The organism is Streptomyces sp. NPDC056835, assembly GCF_042789485.1.
Lineage (GTDB): Bacteria > Actinomycetota > Actinomycetes > Streptomycetales > Streptomycetaceae > Streptomyces.
Genome location: NZ_JBHUBB010000017.1, coordinates 1 through 17,694, shown reverse-complemented (window position 1 = coordinate 17,694; position 17,694 = coordinate 1). Strand labels below are relative to the sequence as shown.

Below are 17,694 nucleotides of genomic sequence, written 5' to 3'. Positions count from 1 at the left end.
CGACCGCCTGTCCACCGGTTGTCCACCGGAGGCAATCATGGCGCCTCGGAAAGGTTGCCTTACCGCTACGGATTGATCTTGAAAAATACAAAACCCCAGGTCACGGCGAGTGAGTCCTGGGGTTTCGCTGCCACCGCCACCGGCGGCAACGTCACCGCCTCACACTGCGCGGTGAACTTCCTGGCTCCAGCACAGGGGAATCTCTTCGTCGCCCGGGCTCGCGTGGTGAAAGCCGGCCGAAGGCAAGTCTTCGTCGACGCCCAACTAATGGCCGAACCCGCCGACAGTTCGGCGGTCGTCGCCACGGGCAACACGGTCCTGGTGCCTCTTTCAGCTGCTTGACCCGGCACCGCTCTTGACCCTTCACCGCAGCCACCGGTCGGTCTTGCACCCGTGATGCTCTGTTCGTTCCGCCCGGGACGCTGGGCGGGACGAGGCAAGGCCACCCCACTTCCGTGGCGTGCAGCGGCGCGTCGATGCCCCGCCGGCGGATCCCGGTGTCGCGCCGGGCCTATCACGGATCCTTCCGGGAGAACTCGGTGGTGGCCTGCACTGGGTCGTCGCCCACCTTCACACCCCGGCCGGCACCAACCCGACGCACCCGGCCTGGCAGCGGCCCACACCGCCTGAAGAGCCGAACCTTCGCCGTCGCAGCAGTAGCCACAAGCTGACTCGTTGACACTCAACTTAGTCGCCACAGGTCAGCATCCTGCGCACGACTATCTTCGCTGTCGAAGGACACGTCCGTAGGTTAAGCGCCTTCCGCTTCTCCTCGGCGTGAACCTGCCCACCAGACGGTCCGGCGGGCTGGAAGTGGAATAACCAGGGCGTTCGTTCGATTGGCCTCCTTGCAGATATCGCGGGAGGGGGCGCTGGTGGCCGAGCTGATGATGTTCCGGCAGGACGCGAACGGACGGGACGTCGAGCTGGCCGGCTCGACGGTGGCGCTAGAGGTGGAGCTGCAGCGGCGGGTCGAGGCCGGCCTGGAGCAGATGCTGGGCGTCCGTTTCCTGGCATCGGAGTACCAGACCGGCCCCTGGCACCGGGGGCGGATCGACACCCTGGGGCTCGATGAGAACGGCAGCCCGGTGGTGATCGAGTTCAAGAAGGGCTCGGACAGCGGGGTGATGTCCCAGGCGGTCTCCTACCTGTCCTGGCTGGAGTCGGCGCACCACGAGTTCGAGGCGCTCGTGCGGAAGGTGCTGGGGGCGGAGGCCGCCGAGTCCGTCGACTGGCGTCGTCCGCGGATGATCTGCATCGCGGCGGGCTTCTCGCACCACGACCGGGTGGCGGTGCAGAGGTTGCCCGAGCGGATCGACCTGGTGCGCTACCGGATCTTCGACGGTGGCCTGCTGGGGCTGCTGCTCGTGGACTCCGCGACCGGCTTCCCGAGCGCTGCCTCGTCTCGCCGGGGTCGGGAGCGGGCGCCCGTGGCGGACAGCGTGCCGACGGCTTCGGCGGTCTCTCCGCCTGCGGGTGGAGGAGCGGTGCCGGAGTGCCTGCGGGACCTGTACGCGGAACTGGACGAGGCGCTCACGGCGTGGGGCGAGGTGGAGGTGGCGTCGCTGCGGCACTACATCGCCTACCGGCGGTTGGTGAACGTGGCGTCGGTGATCTTCCGTCCGAAGCACGAGGCGATCCTGGTGTACCTCAGACTCGACCCGGACACGGTCGAGTTGGAGGAGGGCTTCACCCGGGACATGCGCGGTATCGGACACCTCGGGACCGGCGACCTGGAGGTCCGCGTCGTCTCGGCAGCCGACTTGGAGAAGGCGGCGCCGCTGATCCGGCGGGCGTTCGAGGCGGCCTGACGTAACAGGAGGGGCGGCTGGTGCAACGGTTAGCCGATGCACCAGCCGCCCCTTTGGCGTCTGTGGGCCGTCGGCCCTGGCCTCTCCGCTCTCACGCTCATGCCTCCGGTCCGGCCAGCTCGAAGTCGTCCTTCGTCAGTTCGGCCCGCAGCCGCTCCTCGGCGACGTCGGCGTAGTGCGCGGACAGCTCGACGCCCACGAAGTGGCGTCCCTCGCGCAGGGCCGCGACCCCGGTGGAGCCGCTGCCGGTGAACGGGTCAAGGACGGTGCCACCCTCGGGGCAGACCTGAACGAGCTGCTGCATGACCTCGACCGGCTTCTGGGTGATGTGAACCCGGCCCTTGCGGGGCTGGGAGGCGATGTAGTGCCCCGGCAGGTAGAGGTCGCGGGTGTTGTCGAGGGAGCGCTTGACGCCCCAGATGATGAACTCCGAGTCCTGCTTCGGCCCGCCCTTGCGGGGCCGGCTGGACGGCTTGATCCACGGAATCGTGCCGCTCCAGGTCCATCCCGCCATCTGCAGGGCGTCGGAGGTGGTCGGCTCCTGTCGCCAGTCGGTGAAGACCATGGCGACCGCGTGCTCGGTGGAGGCCCGGTACGCCTCGGTGAGAAGTTCGGTGAGCCAGGAGCGGTAGGAGCGCTGGTCGCGGTTCTCGCCCGGGAAGTTGGCGAGGTCGTGCGCCGAGTTGCTCGTGACGTACTTGGCACGTGCGGTACGGCCGGTTCGGTCGGAGCTGGTGCGGCCCCCGGAGTTGTACGGCGGATCGGTGATCACCGCCTGGACGCTCTCGTCCGGGAGGGACTTCAGGACGGTCAGGGCGTCGCCTCGGTGCAGCGTGTAGCTCATGGAGAGGGCCTCATTTCGGGCGTGGCGGAGTCTGGACCTGCTCCGGACAGCGCTCAACGGCGTGCATCCGGTGCGAGGTTGCAGCGGAGGTTAACGGCGAATTCCGGCCGCGCCTAACGAGGTGGCTCCCTGCTTCGGGCCCCTGGATGGCAGTCGTTTGGCGCGGCCGGAATCCCGGTCTACTGTCTCGCCGTGCCACCGGGAAGGAGCGTTGCTCCACCCCCGTTGAGCTGTGCTGATCCGTGCCGTCTCGTCCAATCGAGCAGCGTCGGAGGCATGTTGACCATCTGCCCGCGAGCGCCGTGAGGAGGCCCCTGTGCACCGCCTGAGATTACGAGCGCGGCTGGCTGCCGCGCGTGACCTGAAACCGGCGTCCTGGAGCTACCAACTCCTCTGACCCGGGCCCGCCGAGAGGCGGAGCACATCGGCGCGGTGCCGACGGCTTTGCACGAGAAGTCGGCACCGCGCCTCCTTCGAACACCGAGGAGCCGCTGCGATGCAGCATGCCCTGACACACCCCCGCCCCGACCCACCTCCGTCGTCCGGTCCGCACCGCCGTCGCGCTGAACGGCGGCGGCCGTGAAGAAGACGACGGGAACCCTCGTCGGTCTGTGCGCCACCGGACCACTCCTGCTGGCACTGCCGATCCTTGGCATCGGTGCCGGGACCGCCTCGGCTTCGTGCTCGACCGACGGTGCACAGGGTGTGGACGCCTCCGCCGTCGCCAAGCAGGTGAAGGCCATCCTGAACGGCGGCGACAAGGGCTCGGTCTCCGTGCCGGGTCTGGACGCGCCTGCCGACCAAGTGCCCAACGCCAAGACGATCCAGGCCACGGGCGTCGCGATGAACATCCCTGCCCGAGGGCAGGTCGTCGCCCTGGCGACCGCGCTGCAGGAGAGCGGCCTGCGGAACCTGACCTACGGCGACCGCGATTCGCTGGGTCTCTTCCAGCAGCGGCCGTCTATGGGCTGGGGCACGGCCAGCCAGATCCTCGACCCGGTGCACGCCTCGACGAAGTTCTACGAGGGGCTCAAGAAGGTCTCCGGCTGGCAGTCCCTCTCTGTCACCCAGGCCGCCCAGGCGGTACAGAAGTCGGGCTTCCCGGAGGCGTACGCCAAATGGGAGCCGCTGGCCACCGCCCTGCAGAAGGCCATCGAGCCCCTGCTGCAGAAGGCCGGCGGCGCGGCGCCGAGCCCGTCGCCGTCCGGCTCTGCCGACACCGGCAGCCCCTCTCCCGATTCCGCGGGAGGTTGTTCGGCGGACGGCGACGGGACGGACTTCGGCACCATCCCGGCGGGCGCACTGCCGGACGAGTACAAGATTCCCGCCTCCGCGCCGCCGAAGGTACAGACGGCGATCCGGTGGGCGCTCGGCCAGCTCGGCACCCCGTATCAGTGGGGCGGCACGTGCACCGACTCCCACGGCAAAAACCCGATGGGCCGCTGCGACTGCTCCTCCCTGATGCAGGGCGCGTACAAGGCCGCCGGGGTCACCCTGACGCGGACCACGTACACGCAGGTCAAGGACGGCAAGGCCGTCTCGGTCGATGCCCTCAAGCCGGGCGACCTCCTCTTCACCGAGGGGACGGCCGCCGTACCGGAACACGTCGGGATGGCGATCGGGCAGGGCCTGATCGTCCACGCCCCGCACACCGGTGACGTCGTACGGATCACCACCGTCGCGTCCTGGAAATCGCGGATTCTCGCGGCCCGCCGAGTCGTCTGACCGGCGCTCCTCCCCCTCCTCACCTCCCCTCGCACCGCTGGTTCGCCCCACCGGGCCCTGGCGCGCGCATTCGAACTGGAGTTCCCGTGTATCTCGCTGAACAGGTCATACAGCTCGCCTACGACCCCGGAATCAAGCCCAACGAGGGCGGGCTCCCTGGCCTCAACGTCCTCAAGCAGGTGATGGGCTCGATCAACTTGTTCGGACTCATCGCCGTGGTCGGAGCCCTCGCCGTCAGTGCGGGCGTGTGGGCCTGGGGTCACCACTCGGGCGGTCACCAGGCCGAGGCGAACGGGAAGAAGGGCGTGCTGGTCAGCGCGGGCGCGGCCCTTCTTCTCGGTGCGGCCAACGGTGTAGTGGCGTTCTTCTCGACGCTCGGGACGCAGGTCCACTGATGGCTCAGCACTCCACCCACCCCGGCGGCGCATCTCGCGTGCGCCGCCGGGCGCTGCTCGGCACTGCCGTCCTGGCGGTGCTCGTCGCCCTCGCCGGCCTGGCCGCCTACCTCACCCGCGAGAGCCGAAGCCCATCCGATACTCCTTCCCCACCGCCGAGTTCGCCCACGGCGTCCTCGTCGCCCGCGGCACCGTCCGGGCCGCACACCCGGCCCAGCGCTCTGCCCGTTCCGCCGAAAACCCACGACCCGATCACGTACGGGAAGGCCGCCGCCGCAGCGCTGTGGTCGTACGACACCCGCGCGTACTCGCAGCCCGAGCTGCGCAAGGCGCTGCGCGGATGGCTGACCACGGAATCGAAGTACGCCGATGCGGCCTCCGTCGACCAGGCGGTCCCCTCGGCCTTGCTGTGGAAGGAGATGGCGGCCAACAAGCAGGTCGCCACCGCCAAGATCAACGAGGGGCACTTCCCGCATGCCTTTACCCAGGCGCTTCAGGACGACCCCGGGGCGATCACCCAGGCGTACGTCTACGCCGTCACGGTCTCCGGCAAGCAGTCGATTCGCTGGAAGGGCTCGGCTGCCGGCGGCGCGGAGAGCCGGTCCACCACCCTCGCGGTCCAGTGCCGGCCCAACCACTCCTGCGCCCTGGTCTGCGTCATGCCGTCCGTTGCGCCCTGACCCTCGCCCCAGAACGGAGGTACGACCCATGGGAGTCTGCGACTTCCCGCTGATGGACAAGGTGTGCGGCGCTGTCGACTTCGCCACCAACCCCGCCGGCACCGTCACCGACGGTCTCGGCGCGTGGATCGCGAAGTCGGCGGGCGAGCTGGCGTCCAGCGCGGCCGACCTGGCCGCCAAGGCCGTCAACAAGACGACGGCCATCGACCTCAACGCCGGGTGGTTCCGCGACAACTACGAGCTGCTGCTGCCCATCGGCCTCGCCCTGACCGTCGGCATCTTCTGCATCCAGCTCATGACCGCGGCCTGGCGCCGAGACGAACGTGCCCTCGCCAAGGCGGCGTTCGGCACCATGACCGGAGTCCTGTTCAGCTTCTCCGCCATCGCTTTCACGACCGTCGCCATCACCGTGGTGGACGCGCTGTCCGACGGCCTCTTCAAAGCCGCCAACACCTCGATCGACGACGCGATCCGTCGTGTGATCAAGGTTGATCAGATGGGGGCCATGTACGGCCTCGGCTGGGGTGTGCCCGCGCTGGTGGCCTTCGGGTGCGCGATCGGTGCCTTCCTCTACTGGGGCGTGATGGTGGCCCGCAAGGTCGGCGTCCTGATCATGGTCGCGCTCGCGGTGTTCGCCGGGGCGGGCGGCGGCTGGGAAGTCGCCAAACGGTGGCGGCGCGGCTGGATCGAGGCCACTGGCACCCTGATCGTCTCCAAGCTGTTGATGACCGTGGTCTTCTTGATCGGCGTCTCCGCCATGGGCAAGACCGACGCCAGCGACGGAATGGCGGCCCTGTCCGACGCGATGGCCGGCATCGTCGTGATGGTCCTGGTGTTGCTCTGCCCCTACGCGACGTACAAGTTCGTCCACTGGGCCAGCGACGGCGGCGGCCACGACGACATGCACCGCACCGGTGTCGCCGGCATGGCGGTCGCCGCAGGAGCCGCGAAGACCGCAGGCAGCCTCGCGGTGCGGGCCGGTACCGGCGCCCCCGCTCCGCAGGGTCCGAACCAGGTCCCGGGCGCGGGCACCGATGGCGTCGCCTCCGGCATCAACCCCTCCGGCGGCAACCTCAGCAAGGAGGGCATCGACGCCGGGCCGCCCAAGCAGCAGACCCGCTTCCGGTACGGCGAAGACCCGGACGCGAGCGGCGACAAGGGCCGGGCTCTGATCCAGCGCCCCGGGATCCCGCCGCTGATCACACGTCCTGGCGAGGACGAACCGGACGGGTCCGAATCGACTGCCCAAGGCGTTGCGGGCGGCTCCGGTCACCTCGCAGCCGCATCGGCTCCGGGCGGCGACATGACCTCCATGCCGCCAGCCGACCCCGGACCTTCGGCCTCGGGCACTCCGGCGTCCGCGTCCGGGCCGTCGGCCACCGGCTCCGCGACGCCGACGAACTGGGTGTATCCCACCCAGCCGCCGTCGGGTTCCTGACCCACATCCCCGGGGGCGGGTCGCACTCCACGGCCCGCCCCCGCCCCCACCAGCAGGAAGGTTCCGCCATGACGTCCAGAAGAGCGCCGCGCGCCCCGTCCTCCGCCCGCTCCCACCGTCTGGAACCACCATGTCCGGCAAGCACCAGTCCTCCACTCCCACCGTGAAGTTCCCGCACCGCAGCAGGCGCGGCGTCCTGCTCGGCCTGTCCGTCCCGCAGTTGGTCGTCGCCGGACTCACCGGCCTTCTCCTTCTCGCCGTGATCCTCGCCCGCGGTGTGGTCGGCGCCCTCCAGCTCATCCCGCTGTGGGCCGTGATCGCCCTGCTCGTCTTCGTCCGCCACCGAGGCCGTGCTCTGGCGGACTGGGCCCCGATCGTCGTCCGGTACGCGCTGCGCCGGATGCGAGGCCAGCTCGTCTGGCTCACCCGGCCCTCCCGCCGGCCGACCCGCGAGGGACTGCTCCACCTTCCCGGCACCGCTGCCAGCCTGCGCGTGACCACTGCTCCCGATGGCAAATACGGCGCCGTCCACAACCCGCACACCGGGACGCTGACCGCGGTGGTCAAGGTCTCCTCCCGCGCCTACGCCCTGCTCGACCCCGGCACCCAGCAGGCCAACGTCGGCGGCTGGGGACGCGCGCTGGCGGCCCTCGCCCGTACCGGGCAGATCGCCCGCATCCAGGTGATCGAGCGCACCATCCCCGACTCCGGTGACGCGCTGCGCCGCTACTGGGAAGAGCACGGCCGCCCCGATACCCCGATGGCCGGCGCGATCTACAACGAGCTGATCCAGAGCGCCGGCCCCGCAGCCGCCCCGCACGAGGCGTACGTCGCGGTGTCCCTGGACACCAAGGCGGCCCGCCGGCTGATCAACCAGGCTGGCGGCGGTCTCACCGGTGCCTTCAGCGTCCTCGCCCAGCTCACCTCCACGTTCGACCAGGCGGCGCGGACCGCCGGTCTCACCCCGACGGGCTGGCTCACCGCCCGCGAGATCGCCGCCGTGGTGCGCACCTCCTACGACCCGAAGGCGCTGGCGACACTCGACCGCTGGTCCACGGCCGGTCGCCCCGAGGCCGAGCCCGCCGCCGCCGGCCCTGTCGTGGTCGTCGAGAAGGCGGACCACATCGCAACCGACTCCGCCGTGCACGCCACCTACTGGGTGGAGAACTGGCCGCGCACCGAGACCAGCGCCGGCTTCCTGCACCAGCTCCTGTTCACCGGCGGCGTCCGGCGCACGCTGTCGCTCTCCTACGAGCCGAAGAACCTCGACGCGGCCCTGCGCGACGTGCAGCGCAAGAAGTCCAGCGTGATCGCCGACGCCGCCGAACGGGCCCGGCGCGGCCAGGTCGACTCCGAGGCGGACTCGATCGAGTACCAGGACATCAAGTCCCGCGAACGCCAGCTCATCGCCGGGCACGCCGACGTCGCCCTGACCGGTCTGCTGACCGTCTCGGCCGACACCGAGGACGAGCTGCGCACCGCCTGCGCCGTCGTGGAGACCGCCGCTGTCGGCGCCCAGCTCGATCTCCGGCCGCTGACCTGGCAGCAGGCCGAGGCGTTCACCGCCGCCGCCCTGCCGCTCGCGCTCGCTGCCTGACCCTTCCCTTCGAAAGAGCACCCTCATGTCCCGCACCGCCAGCCCGACCGCGCAGGACTTCGTGCCCTTCGCCACCGCCGCGCTCGACTTCCATCGGGCACTCAACATCCCGGGCGGCCCGCTGGTCACCACCCCGGCCGAGCTGGACACCCTGCACGCCCACCTCGTCTCGCTGTACGGGCTGCTCGACGCCCACGCCGGTCGCACCGGGCAGCTCGTCGCGGTCGAGGGCGACCAGCTCCGTACCGCCCGCACCCGCATCTGGCAGGCCGCCGAGCACCTCCACGCCGCCTACCACGCGGCGCCCCGGCCGGAGTCCGGCGAGATCCCCGCACCGGAGGCGTGCCAGGCCGGCCTTCCGGAGGGAGCACCGGAACTGACCATCTGCCAGCGCCACCAGCGCACCGCTTATCTCGTGCGGCGGCGCACCACCCCGGCCGACCTGCACGCTCCGTTCACCGGCCTCGTCCGCCGCTGACCCACCCCTCACCTGGAGAAACGCTCATGCCTCGTACCCGCGCCAGCGCCTCCCCTCTGTTCGTGCCCCGTAAGACGACACGCGCCGAGCAGCGGGCCGCCCGAGCCGGTTTCACCGAAGCCCGCCGCCAGGCACGCCTCGCCGGAAACCCGCCCAAGCACCGCGCCGAGCAGACCCTCGACCCGGATCTGCGGCCCACCTACCCGCCCGCCGGTCGCCCCGGTCCGGCCTCCGCCCGCGGCGGCAAGCTCGCCCTGCCCGCCCACCGGATGACCACCGCCACAGCCAGCGGCGCCTACCCGTTCGTGGCCGAGGGCGGCCTGGGCGCCGAAGGGGTGTTCATCGGCCGCGATGTGCACGCGGAGGCGGCCTTCTGCTTCGACCCGTTCTCGCTCTACAACAGCGGCAGGGTGGAGGGCTTCACCAACCCCAACGCGGTCCTGGCCGGGATCATCGGCATGGGCAAGTCGGCGCTGGCGAAGTCGATCGCCACCCGGTCGATCGCCCACGGCTACCGGATCTACATCCCCTGCGATCCCAAGGGAGAGTGGACCGGTGTCTCGCAGGCCCTCGGCGGCTACAGCATCGCCCTGGGCCCGGGGCTCCCTGGACGGTTGAACCCGCTGGACGCCCCGGCCCGCCCCGCCTCCGTGAGCGAGGAGGACTGGTTCACGGAGGTTCGCAAGCGCCGTCTGCTGCTGCTGGCCAGCCTCGCCCGCACCGTGCTGAAGCGCGACCTGCTGCCGATGGAGCACACCGCCCTCGACCTGGCCCTGGATCTGGTCGTCGCTGACGCCGCCGCCCGGGGCACGGTGCCGCTGCTCGGCGAGATCGCGCACGTACTCGGCTCCCCCGAACGCCTCGACCACGCCCTCGGCCACCAGGCGGGGCACCTCGGTTCAGCCGCCCAGGACCTCGCCCACGCCCTGCGGCGTCTTGTGCACGGCGACTTGAGCGGCATGTTCGACGCGCCGAGCACCGTGTCGTTCGACCCGACCACACCGATGCTGTCCATCGACCTCTCCCGTCTCGGCGGCTCCGGTGACGACACGGCACTGGTGCTCGCGATGACGTGCGCGAGCGCGTGGATGGAGTCAGCCCTCAGTGATCCCGATGGCGGTCGGCGCTGGGTGATCTACGACGAGGCGTGGCGGCTGATGCGGCACGTGGGGCTGCTGGAGCGGATGCAGAGCCAGTGGAAGCTCTCCCGGGGGTTGGGCATCGCGAACCTCATGGTGATCCACCGGCTCAGCGACTTGCTCTCGGCGGGCGACGCCGGTTCACGCGGCCGGGTCCTTGCCGAGGGGCTCCTCGCGGACTGCAGCACGCGCATCATCTACCGCCAGGAGCCCGACCAGCTCGCCGCCGCTGCATCTCTGCTCGGCCTGACCGGCGTCGAGACCCAGGCGGTGTCCGCTCTGACCAAGGGCCGAGGTCTGTGGAAGGTCGCCGGCCGCTCGTTCATCACCCAGCACATCCTCCACCCGGCCGAGCGGGAGCTGTTCGACACAGACGCCCGCATGGCCGCCAAAAGCGCTGAGTTCACGAAAACTGAAGCGCCTTTGCTGCCTCTCCGGCTCCGTGAGGTGCAGTGATGAGTGTAGGTGAGGTCCTGGGTTCTCGTCGGCTACCGCTCGGAGTCGGTTTCGGGATCGGTCTTCGCAAGAGCCAGGGTGTAGCGCATGGCCGCGTCGATTCCGATGCCGAAGAAGTCGCAGATGCGGCGTACGTCGCCGCCGGTCTCGAAGATCTCCTGGAGGATGCGGTCTTCTCTCAGTGCCTGGGGCGTCACGCCGAGGTTCCGCCACGCGTAGAGCTTGCTGGTCGGTGTCGTGCGTGGGGCGGTCTTGCGGTTGACGAAGAGGTGGGGGTTGAGGGTGCTGGGCCAGTTCCGTGCCCGGTGGTCGAGGTAGGCGGTCAGGCGGCTGCGGACCGGCCCCGCGAGCGGAATGGTCTTCTCATCGAGGGTGAGCTTGCCGTCGCTGATGTCCGTGAGCTGGACCGCTGCAAGCTGCGGGCCGGTAAGCCCGTGGAAGGCGACCAACGCGACAGCCAAGGCCACAGCGGGATCCGGCGAGTTGAGCGCCTTGCGGATCTTCGCCGTGTCGAGAGGCACGGGGACGGTGGTGTTGCTCCGGGCGACGGGGACGCCTCTGGTGGGGTTGGTGAAGACCTTCTTGCGCGACTTGAGGACGGTGAAGACCGAGCGCAGGCCCTGGTCAGCGAAGAGCCGACTGGCCCCTTCGGCCGGGAGTGCCTCGACGAAGTCCTGCCTGCTGATCTCGGCGAGGGAGGTGTGTCCCTGATCGGCCCATCGACGCCAGATCGGGGCCATGCCCTGGATGTGAAGGTGGATGGTCTGCTCATGGCGGGGACGCCGTCGTGGGGCGGTGGCGCTGCCGGTGAGCATGACGTCGAACCACAGCCGCAGTTGCCCCGTCATCTCGTCGGGCAGGCCGGTGGTCTTCTTCGCGAAGTACCGCTCGACGGCGGTGGTGCGGTCGTCAACAAGGAGGCCGGCTGCGGCGAGGATCTCGAGTGTCGAGGTCTGGGTGCCGCCGTATCGGAGGCTGGCGGCGACGTCGCTGGCGAGGATCTTCGCGCCTGGCCAGTCTTGCAGGGCATCCAGCAGTTTGAGCGTGTGAACGACGCTGTTGGTCTGGCGGCGCGTCCACGAGTGCCGCTCGGCATGCTCGCGCAGGACAGACTCGCAGTAACGCAGCAGCTGCGAGTCGCCGGTCAGCGCACGGTCCTTGATGGCGCCGTGGCCGGGAGGCATGCGGAACAGCAGCAGTTGGCGGACGTCGGTGATGGTCCGGGGAGGTGCCGGTGGTCGCTGCTGGTGCAGTTGGCGAGCTCGGGCGGCCCGCCGCCGGGCGGCTCCTGTCTTGTCGTACTGGAGGTTGGCGAAGAAGAGCTGCTGCCCGTGCTGGTTGGAGGTCTCCAAGTTGGGGGCCCGGCCGGGTTGCTGGTGCAGGCGGGCGTTCTCCCAGCACAGTCGGCAGGCACCCTGACCGTTGATCCGGCTCTCGCGGCCGCAGAACTCGCAGATGTCGACGGGGTAGTGGGTGAACCACCAGCGGCAGCTCCAGCACTGCCAGCTGTGGGAGCGGTAGACGCCCCAGGCCAGACATCCCCGGCAGGCGCCGACGTGGAGCGGGGCTCCAGGGTGGCAGCGAGTGCACAGTCCCTGGCTGAAGTAGTCCGAGCTGCTGCAGGCCCGGCACGGCGGCGGTGTGATCGGTCCGCCGGGCAAGCACTCATAGCAGAAGTCCATCCGCGGCTTGGTCCAGGCGACGCGGTTGACCTGGCACACCGCGCACTTCGGGGGCGGTGGGGTGCTCATAGCGGTGGCTGCGAGCGCGGACAGCCGAACCGCGGGGCGACGACCGGGCCCGAGTCGGAAGGGGCGGCGGTGTCCTGTTGCGGCGGCCGGCGGCGGGCCGCTACCTTCTCCGGTTCGCGGATCAGCAGCGCGGTCGGCTCGCAGTCCAGGACGGTGCAGATCACGTCCAGGTCGTCCAGGCGGATCGAGGTCGGTGTTCCGGTCCAGAGCGCCGACATCTTGCCCGCGCTGATCTCGAGCCCGGCCTCCGCCAGGAGCCGGCGCATCTCGGTGGACTTCCAGATGCCACGCTCGGCGGCCTTCAGCCGCAGGTTCCACTGCACGGGTTCACACCTCTCCCAGACGCGCTTCGAGCCGCTCGTTCGCACTCTTCCACGCTCTCTCGACGTGCTCGCTGTGGACGTGGATGTAGCGCGTCGTCGTCGACAACCACTCGTGGCCGAGGAGTTCTTGCAGAGCCTTCAGATCCATCCCTTCCCCGTACAGAGAGGACGCACAGTAGTGCCGCAGGACATGGGGCGTGAGCCTTCCCGCCCAGGCCGGCAGCCACAGCTCGGTCGCGCCAGCCAGGCCGGCCCGCAGGGAACTGTGTTGGATTCGCGTGCAGTTGCCGGTGAGCTCGTCGCGGCGTTCGCTGGGCAGCAGCGGGGCGTCGGGATGGGCCCAGTCGGTTCCGAACTGGTGGCGGACGTCGGTGAGCCACCAGTCGATCAGGCGGTCAGCTCCGTTGATCGCCGGGACCAGCCGGGGCTTGGGCCCACGGCCACGGCTGCCCTTGCCGTGACGGACGTGGAGCTTGCCGAAGGTTCCCAGGTCAGGGCGCCAGTCGCGGATGTCGAGCATGCGCGCCTCGTTGATTCGCAGCCCCAGGCGACGCCACAGCGAGGCAGCGAAGTAGTTCCTTGCGGCCGGCAGGTACTTGCGGGCCTCGGCGACCGACGTCCGCCACTGCCCGAAGAGCTGGTCAACCTCCGCGTCAGAGGGCGGGATCCGCAGGTTGGCGAAGACCGGGCTGCTGGGGCGGTTGTACTCGTCGATCGGCTGCTGGACCACGCAGCCGGTCAAGGCGTAGATGTCGCCCTGATAGCGGCTGATCACGAAGTCGTAGAAGTGGGCGAGCATTCCGGCCTTGCCTGCCCGCGTGCTGTGGGCCCGGCCCTCCAGCCGCTGACCGGTCAGGAAGCGGTCGGCGTCGTCGCACGACGCAGTCCACAGCGGGCCGCCGAGATCGCGTGCGAACTCGAAGATGGCCGCCCGTGCGTTGCTGATGTGGCTGTCGGTCAGGTTGGCCGCGGCCATGGACAGCGCGAACTGATCAACGATCTCTTGCTCGAAGTCCTCGATGTCGCGCTGCGTCCGCAACGCGCGAGCCGAGGAGATGTTCCGGATGACTGCCAGTGCCATGGGCCACTCAGTTCAGCGAGACAACGACTGAGTCGAGATTACTGGCAGAGCTTCAGGATTTCCGACGAATCTTCAAACTTGCCCATCCAGGCCGTGCATCCCATGCCACCTGGCCTGCAGCCCAGTCCCACTGCCCCAGCCCTGAACGAACTCAGCGGCCTACAGACATAGCCCAACGACCGGCACAGCAACGGGAATCGATCATGTCTGCTTCTTCCACTCCTTCCTCCGGTGACAACCAGCCGTCGCAGGCCACCGACCCTTTGGCGTGGCGACAGCACCTCCCGGCACTGGCCTCGGCCGCCGCCGGGATCAACGAGGCGTGCGACGCCTGGGACGCGGTTTCGGACTCGCTCTGCGACGCGGACGGCTGGCCGCTGGACGACAAGGTCTACGGGGACGGGAAGGTCAAGCGGGACGCCGAAGCGTGGAAGCACGCCGAGGTGTTCCTCGACCACGGACCCGAGGTGCTGGCCGGGGTCCGCGCCGCCGCCGCCGGCCCCGACTACGTCGAGGGGCCGATCAGTGACGACCTCCGTCGGATACGCGGGATCGACACCATCCTGTTCCGGGCGGAGGAGCTGCGGCACGAATGGGACGGCGTCATGGCGCTTATGGACGGTTCGCAGCCGAGCGTGCTCCACCTCTACAAGGAGCGTGCCGAGGAGCACCGCAACACCGAGGGCTGGCACTACTCACATGAACTCGGTTCCAAGGGAACGGCGTTGGTGCGTGTCGGTGAATACCTAGCTCACCGGGCGGACACCGAACGGCCGGCGCAGACTGAGCGGGCTCGCGTCGCCCTGACCCGCTCGATGCACAACACCCCTGGGGTATCACCTGCTTTGCCCCAGGTCCCGCCGGCATCGCATCCGCCGGCTCCCGGTCGCTCGCGGTGATCCCTAGCACGCAGTCACGGCAGCGCCAAACTGCCCGATCACCGGATCCTCATGGACCACCGCACTCCTTCAAGCTCCACGCCCCCGTCGGCTCCCGCCGTGCGGCGGGGCGTTCGCAACGGAGAACTCCATGCACCACAAAACCTCGCCCCCGGCCGCCAGGTCCGATCCGCGTCGCCTTCAGGCTGCCCTCTGTTCCGCGCTCGGGCAGCGCGGCCTGGAGGGCACCGTCGAGTACGGCCTGAGCGACTACATCGTCCACGCCGAGCTTCCCGACGGCAGTTCGCTGATCATCTCGCCGCCGCAGGAGCCGCCCTCCGAGCACCCCGAGTCCCCGGAAAGCTGGATGGTCACCCGCCACCGGTCCGTCGAACCTGCCGTCTACGAGGTGATCTACGACTCCGAGCCGGACGGTCCGCATGCGCGCCACGGCGGCAGCGTGCCGGATCTCCTCTCCGCTGTCGACGCCCGCCTGGACCAGCTTGGCGTACCGACACGCCAGGAGCAGGAACGTTCCGGCAAGGCGCGCGCCGCCCCCGTGCTCCCGCCCGACTCCGCTCCATCCCGGGCGAGTGTCGCTCTCGCCTCTTCGCCGTCGGTCGGCCAGCGCGTGCTCCCGACCGGTCCGCCGCCGGAGTCTTCCGCGCGGGCCGCGCCGCCGTCGGCCAGTTCCTCATCCGCTCCCCGGCTCTGACCGACCGCGATCCAGGAGTCCTCCGTGCACGGCACCTTCAGAACTGATCCGCCCGTCGCCCGCACCTGTAACCGCACCCGCCTCGGATGGATCTGCCATGCCCAGCCACTACGACGTGCTGCCCGACCTGGCCTTCGGCCACCACCCCGTCCACGGCATCGTCGCCGCGAACCCGAAGAACCTCGCGGCCAGCACCTGGATGCTCAAGGGATTCGACTTCCATCCCGTCCCAGACCAGCCGACGTTGTACGCGCTGGCCGACCAGAACCGTGACGGACACGGCCGTACGAGCCGGGCCATCGAGCTGCTGCGCAAGGCCGGCTACCAGGTCGATGTGGACGTCGCACTTGACCCTGCACTGGCGCCCGAGACGGTACAGGTACGCGACCGCGGTCCGCTCGGTGAACCGGACGTCGCCTTCGCCGATCACCCGCAGCTCGGCATCGTCGCAGCCCTCGACGACCGTGTCTCCGGCCTCAGCGGGCTCGCGCTGGTGGAGGACGGCTGGCGGCACAACTCGAGCCTGGACATCTACACGCTCCCCGCGACCACCGATCGTGTCGAGGCGCTGGGGAAAGTCGCCGACGCCACGGTGGCCCTGCAGCGTTCGGGGCTCCAGGTCGCAGTGCAGCCCCGCCTCGCTCAAGAGGTGACGGCTCGGCCCCGCCCTGCTGCCGCGCCGGCCGTCGGCCGTGAGCGCGGCCGTGGTCCCGCTCGCGCGTCTCCGTTGAGCGCCGCCGCGCTCGCCGCCAGCCCGGCCCGTGCCGGTATCCCGGGCAGGGCGCCGGTCCCCGCCGCCGTCACCACACCGGCGGTCCGGCCGGTTGACCCCCGCGTCGCGTACTCCCGCGACCGCTGATCCAACTCCTCAAGGAGGCCCTTCCATGGCCGTTGCTGGTACAGCGGGCTGTTCCAACCTGCGGAATGCCCCTGCCTACGCAGTTGCTGTCCGGCGCTACAGGGTTGACGAGGGTTCAGGCTGACTCTCGGATGTCAGTGGCATCTGGAACCATCGCCCGTCATGGAGCAATGTAGGTGTATAGATGCGACCGGCCACGTGACACCAGCTGCCCTTCCAGCGGGCCAGCATCACCTTGCCGAACATCAGACGACAGGCCCCTCCTCCTCGGCGGGCTGCATCCTGGCTTCTCACCGGGAAATTGGATCATGAGCGCGTCGAGGGCGAGCTCCATGCGAGCCAATGCCCTCTTCCGAGCGCGCGTGGCCGACCTGGGGGGCGAGGTTATTGAAACCGAGTGGCTCGGAACTCGGAAACCTCACCGAGTGAGATGCAGGGCGGGACACGAGAGCTCGACCTATCCGACCAATGTCCTGGCCGGCAAGGGCATCTGTCGCACTTGCGGCAACCAGGCGCGTTCCCAGGCGGCCGAGAAAGCCTTTCGGGCAAGGGTGGCTGAACTTGGCGGGATCGTGCTTGAGGAGAGTTGGCTTGGCAACCACGAGGCTCACCGAGCTCGTTGTGTCGAGGGGCACGAATGCGCACCGCGACCGTCCCATGTACAGCAAGGTGACGGCATCTGCTCTATATGCGCCAGAAACAATAAACAAGTGGCCGAAGAAACATTCCGGGACGCTCTTGCACGGTTAGGCGCAACCCTCCTTGAGTCGATTTACCTAGGATCAGGCGAGCCGCACCGAGTTCGCTGCTCCAACGGACACGAATGCCGCCCCAGACCGGGCCTGTTGCGACTTGGCGCAGAAATCTGCCAAACCTGCACTGGCAGGGACCCAAAGGTTGTCGAAGCGAGGTTTAGGGCACGCATCATGGAGTTGGGAGGCGTCGTTCTCGAGCCACGGTGGCTAGGAGCAGGCAAGCCGCATCGAATCCGATGCGTCCAGGGCCATGTGAGCTTTCCGTACCCGTCGGCTGTCCAGCGGGGCCAGGGAATCTGCCGAGTCTGCGCCGGAAAGGACCCAAAGACCGCCGAGATGGCCTTCCATACAAGGGTTGCCAAGCTTGGAGGCGCGGTCCTTGAGCCGAAGTGGCTCGGCAATCATGCGCCGCATCGCGTGCGGTGCATCAATGGGCATTTGGGAACGCCTACCCCGTCCAACGTGCGAGCAGGATGTGGCATATGCCGCATCTGCTCAGGGAAGCTATGGGACGTCTTCTACGTCGTCACGGATGACGTAAGCGAGATCGTCAAGTTCGGCATCACTTCCGGAGATCCACGTCTACGCCTGTCTCACCATAAGCGTCACGGACTTGGCCAGATTGTTCGTTTGATCGAAGGAAATCCTAAGGTGCGCGAGCTGGAGAACGACTGCCTAGTGTCTTGTGATTCTGATCGTGTTACTTCGAGTTGTTATTGACGAGTTTCTTCACGCTGGTCTGGACGAGTCGGACCTTGGTGAGGATCTC

At 69.1% G+C, this 17,694-nt stretch carries 16 protein-coding genes; 12 read left to right on the top strand and 4 right to left on the bottom strand.

Features of this window, described 5'->3' with window-relative positions; translation table 11 throughout:
- Nucleotides 1-18 precede the first annotated feature (18 nt).
- A complete protein-coding gene (locus tag ACFRMN_RS20515) occupies nucleotides 19-342 on the top strand; it encodes a hotdog domain-containing protein (RefSeq protein ID WP_383021465.1) in 324 nt (107 codons plus the stop codon).
- A gap of 533 nt (nucleotides 343-875) precedes the next feature.
- Nucleotides 876-1,811, top strand: a complete 936-nt coding sequence (locus tag ACFRMN_RS20510) for a DUF5655 domain-containing protein (protein ID WP_383021729.1) — start codon at nucleotides 876-878, stop codon at nucleotides 1,809-1,811.
- Nucleotides 1,812-1,908: 97 nt separating this feature from the next.
- Here ACFRMN_RS20510 and ACFRMN_RS20505 read toward each other — a convergent pair whose 3' ends face one another.
- Nucleotides 1,909-2,655, bottom strand: coding sequence for a DNA-methyltransferase (locus ACFRMN_RS20505; protein WP_383021463.1), 747 nt, complete (start codon nucleotides 2,653-2,655; stop codon nucleotides 1,909-1,911).
- Nucleotides 2,656-3,234: 579 nt separating this feature from the next.
- On the opposite strand from ACFRMN_RS20505, the gene ACFRMN_RS20500 reads away from it, so the two are divergent.
- From ACFRMN_RS20500 to ACFRMN_RS20470, 7 genes are all read left to right on the top strand, one after another.
- Nucleotides 3,235-4,380, top strand: a complete 1,146-nt coding sequence (locus tag ACFRMN_RS20500; RefSeq protein WP_383021461.1) for a C40 family peptidase — start codon at nucleotides 3,235-3,237, stop codon at nucleotides 4,378-4,380.
- 86 nt (nucleotides 4,381-4,466) lie between these two features.
- Nucleotides 4,467-4,775 (top strand): DUF6112 family protein, encoded by a 309-nt coding sequence (locus ACFRMN_RS20495; RefSeq protein ID WP_011029048.1) that lies wholly within the window; start codon nucleotides 4,467-4,469, stop codon nucleotides 4,773-4,775.
- Entirely contained in the window at nucleotides 4,775-5,455 is a 681-nt protein-coding gene (locus ACFRMN_RS20490) for a hypothetical protein (protein WP_383021459.1), read from the top strand. Before ACFRMN_RS20495 ends, ACFRMN_RS20490 begins: the two co-directional genes overlap by 1 nt.
- A 28-nt stretch (nucleotides 5,456-5,483) precedes the next feature.
- Nucleotides 5,484-6,893 carry an ATP-binding protein gene (locus tag ACFRMN_RS20485; protein ID WP_383021457.1) on the top strand — a complete coding sequence of 470 codons (1,410 nt, stop codon included), beginning with the start codon at nucleotides 5,484-5,486 and terminating at the stop codon, nucleotides 6,891-6,893.
- Between the two features lie 130 nt (nucleotides 6,894-7,023).
- Nucleotides 7,024-8,490: an SCO6880 family protein gene (locus ACFRMN_RS20480; protein ID WP_096624772.1), complete on the top strand. Its 1,467-nt coding sequence runs from the start codon at nucleotides 7,024-7,026 to the stop codon at nucleotides 8,488-8,490.
- Nucleotides 8,491-8,515: 25 nt separating this feature from the next.
- Nucleotides 8,516-8,968 (top strand): DUF6238 family protein, encoded by a 453-nt coding sequence (locus ACFRMN_RS20475; protein WP_383021455.1) that lies wholly within the window; start codon nucleotides 8,516-8,518, stop codon nucleotides 8,966-8,968.
- Nucleotides 8,969-8,994: 26 nt separating this feature from the next.
- The gene (locus tag ACFRMN_RS20470) at nucleotides 8,995-10,563 is read left to right on the top strand and encodes an ATP-binding protein (RefSeq protein ID WP_383021453.1); all 1,569 of its coding nucleotides are present in this window, start codon (nucleotides 8,995-8,997) and stop codon (nucleotides 10,561-10,563) included.
- 32 nt (nucleotides 10,564-10,595) lie between these two features.
- Here ACFRMN_RS20470 and ACFRMN_RS20465 read toward each other — a convergent pair whose 3' ends face one another.
- The 3 genes from ACFRMN_RS20465 to ACFRMN_RS20455 are packed head-to-tail and all read right to left on the bottom strand — an operon-like array spanning nucleotide 10,596 to nucleotide 13,718.
- Nucleotides 10,596-12,314 carry a hypothetical protein gene (locus tag ACFRMN_RS20465; RefSeq protein WP_383021451.1) on the bottom strand — a complete coding sequence of 573 codons (1,719 nt, stop codon included), beginning with the start codon at nucleotides 12,312-12,314 and terminating at the stop codon, nucleotides 10,596-10,598.
- A complete protein-coding gene (locus tag ACFRMN_RS20460) occupies nucleotides 12,311-12,637 on the bottom strand; it encodes a helix-turn-helix domain-containing protein (RefSeq protein WP_383021449.1) in 327 nt (108 codons plus the stop codon). The genes ACFRMN_RS20465 and ACFRMN_RS20460 overlap by 4 nt, the downstream gene beginning before the upstream one ends.
- Before the next feature lie 4 nt (nucleotides 12,638-12,641).
- Nucleotides 12,642-13,718, bottom strand: a complete 1,077-nt coding sequence (locus tag ACFRMN_RS20455; RefSeq protein WP_383021447.1) for a tyrosine-type recombinase/integrase — start codon at nucleotides 13,716-13,718, stop codon at nucleotides 12,642-12,644.
- Nucleotides 13,719-13,921: 203 nt separating this feature from the next.
- On the opposite strand from ACFRMN_RS20455, the gene ACFRMN_RS20450 reads away from it, so the two are divergent.
- From ACFRMN_RS20450 to ACFRMN_RS20440, 3 genes are all read left to right on the top strand, one after another.
- Nucleotides 13,922-14,617: a hypothetical protein gene (locus tag ACFRMN_RS20450; protein WP_383021445.1), complete on the top strand. Its 696-nt coding sequence runs from the start codon at nucleotides 13,922-13,924 to the stop codon at nucleotides 14,615-14,617.
- A 130-nt stretch (nucleotides 14,618-14,747) separates the two neighbouring features.
- Complete coding sequence (locus tag ACFRMN_RS20445; protein WP_383021443.1) at nucleotides 14,748-15,311, top strand: hypothetical protein; 564 nt, start codon at nucleotides 14,748-14,750, stop codon at nucleotides 15,309-15,311.
- Nucleotides 15,312-15,408: 97 nt separating this feature from the next.
- Nucleotides 15,409-16,170, top strand: a complete 762-nt coding sequence (locus ACFRMN_RS20440) for a hypothetical protein (RefSeq protein WP_382664793.1) — start codon at nucleotides 15,409-15,411, stop codon at nucleotides 16,168-16,170.
- Nucleotides 16,171-17,694: the final 1,524 nt, after the last annotated feature.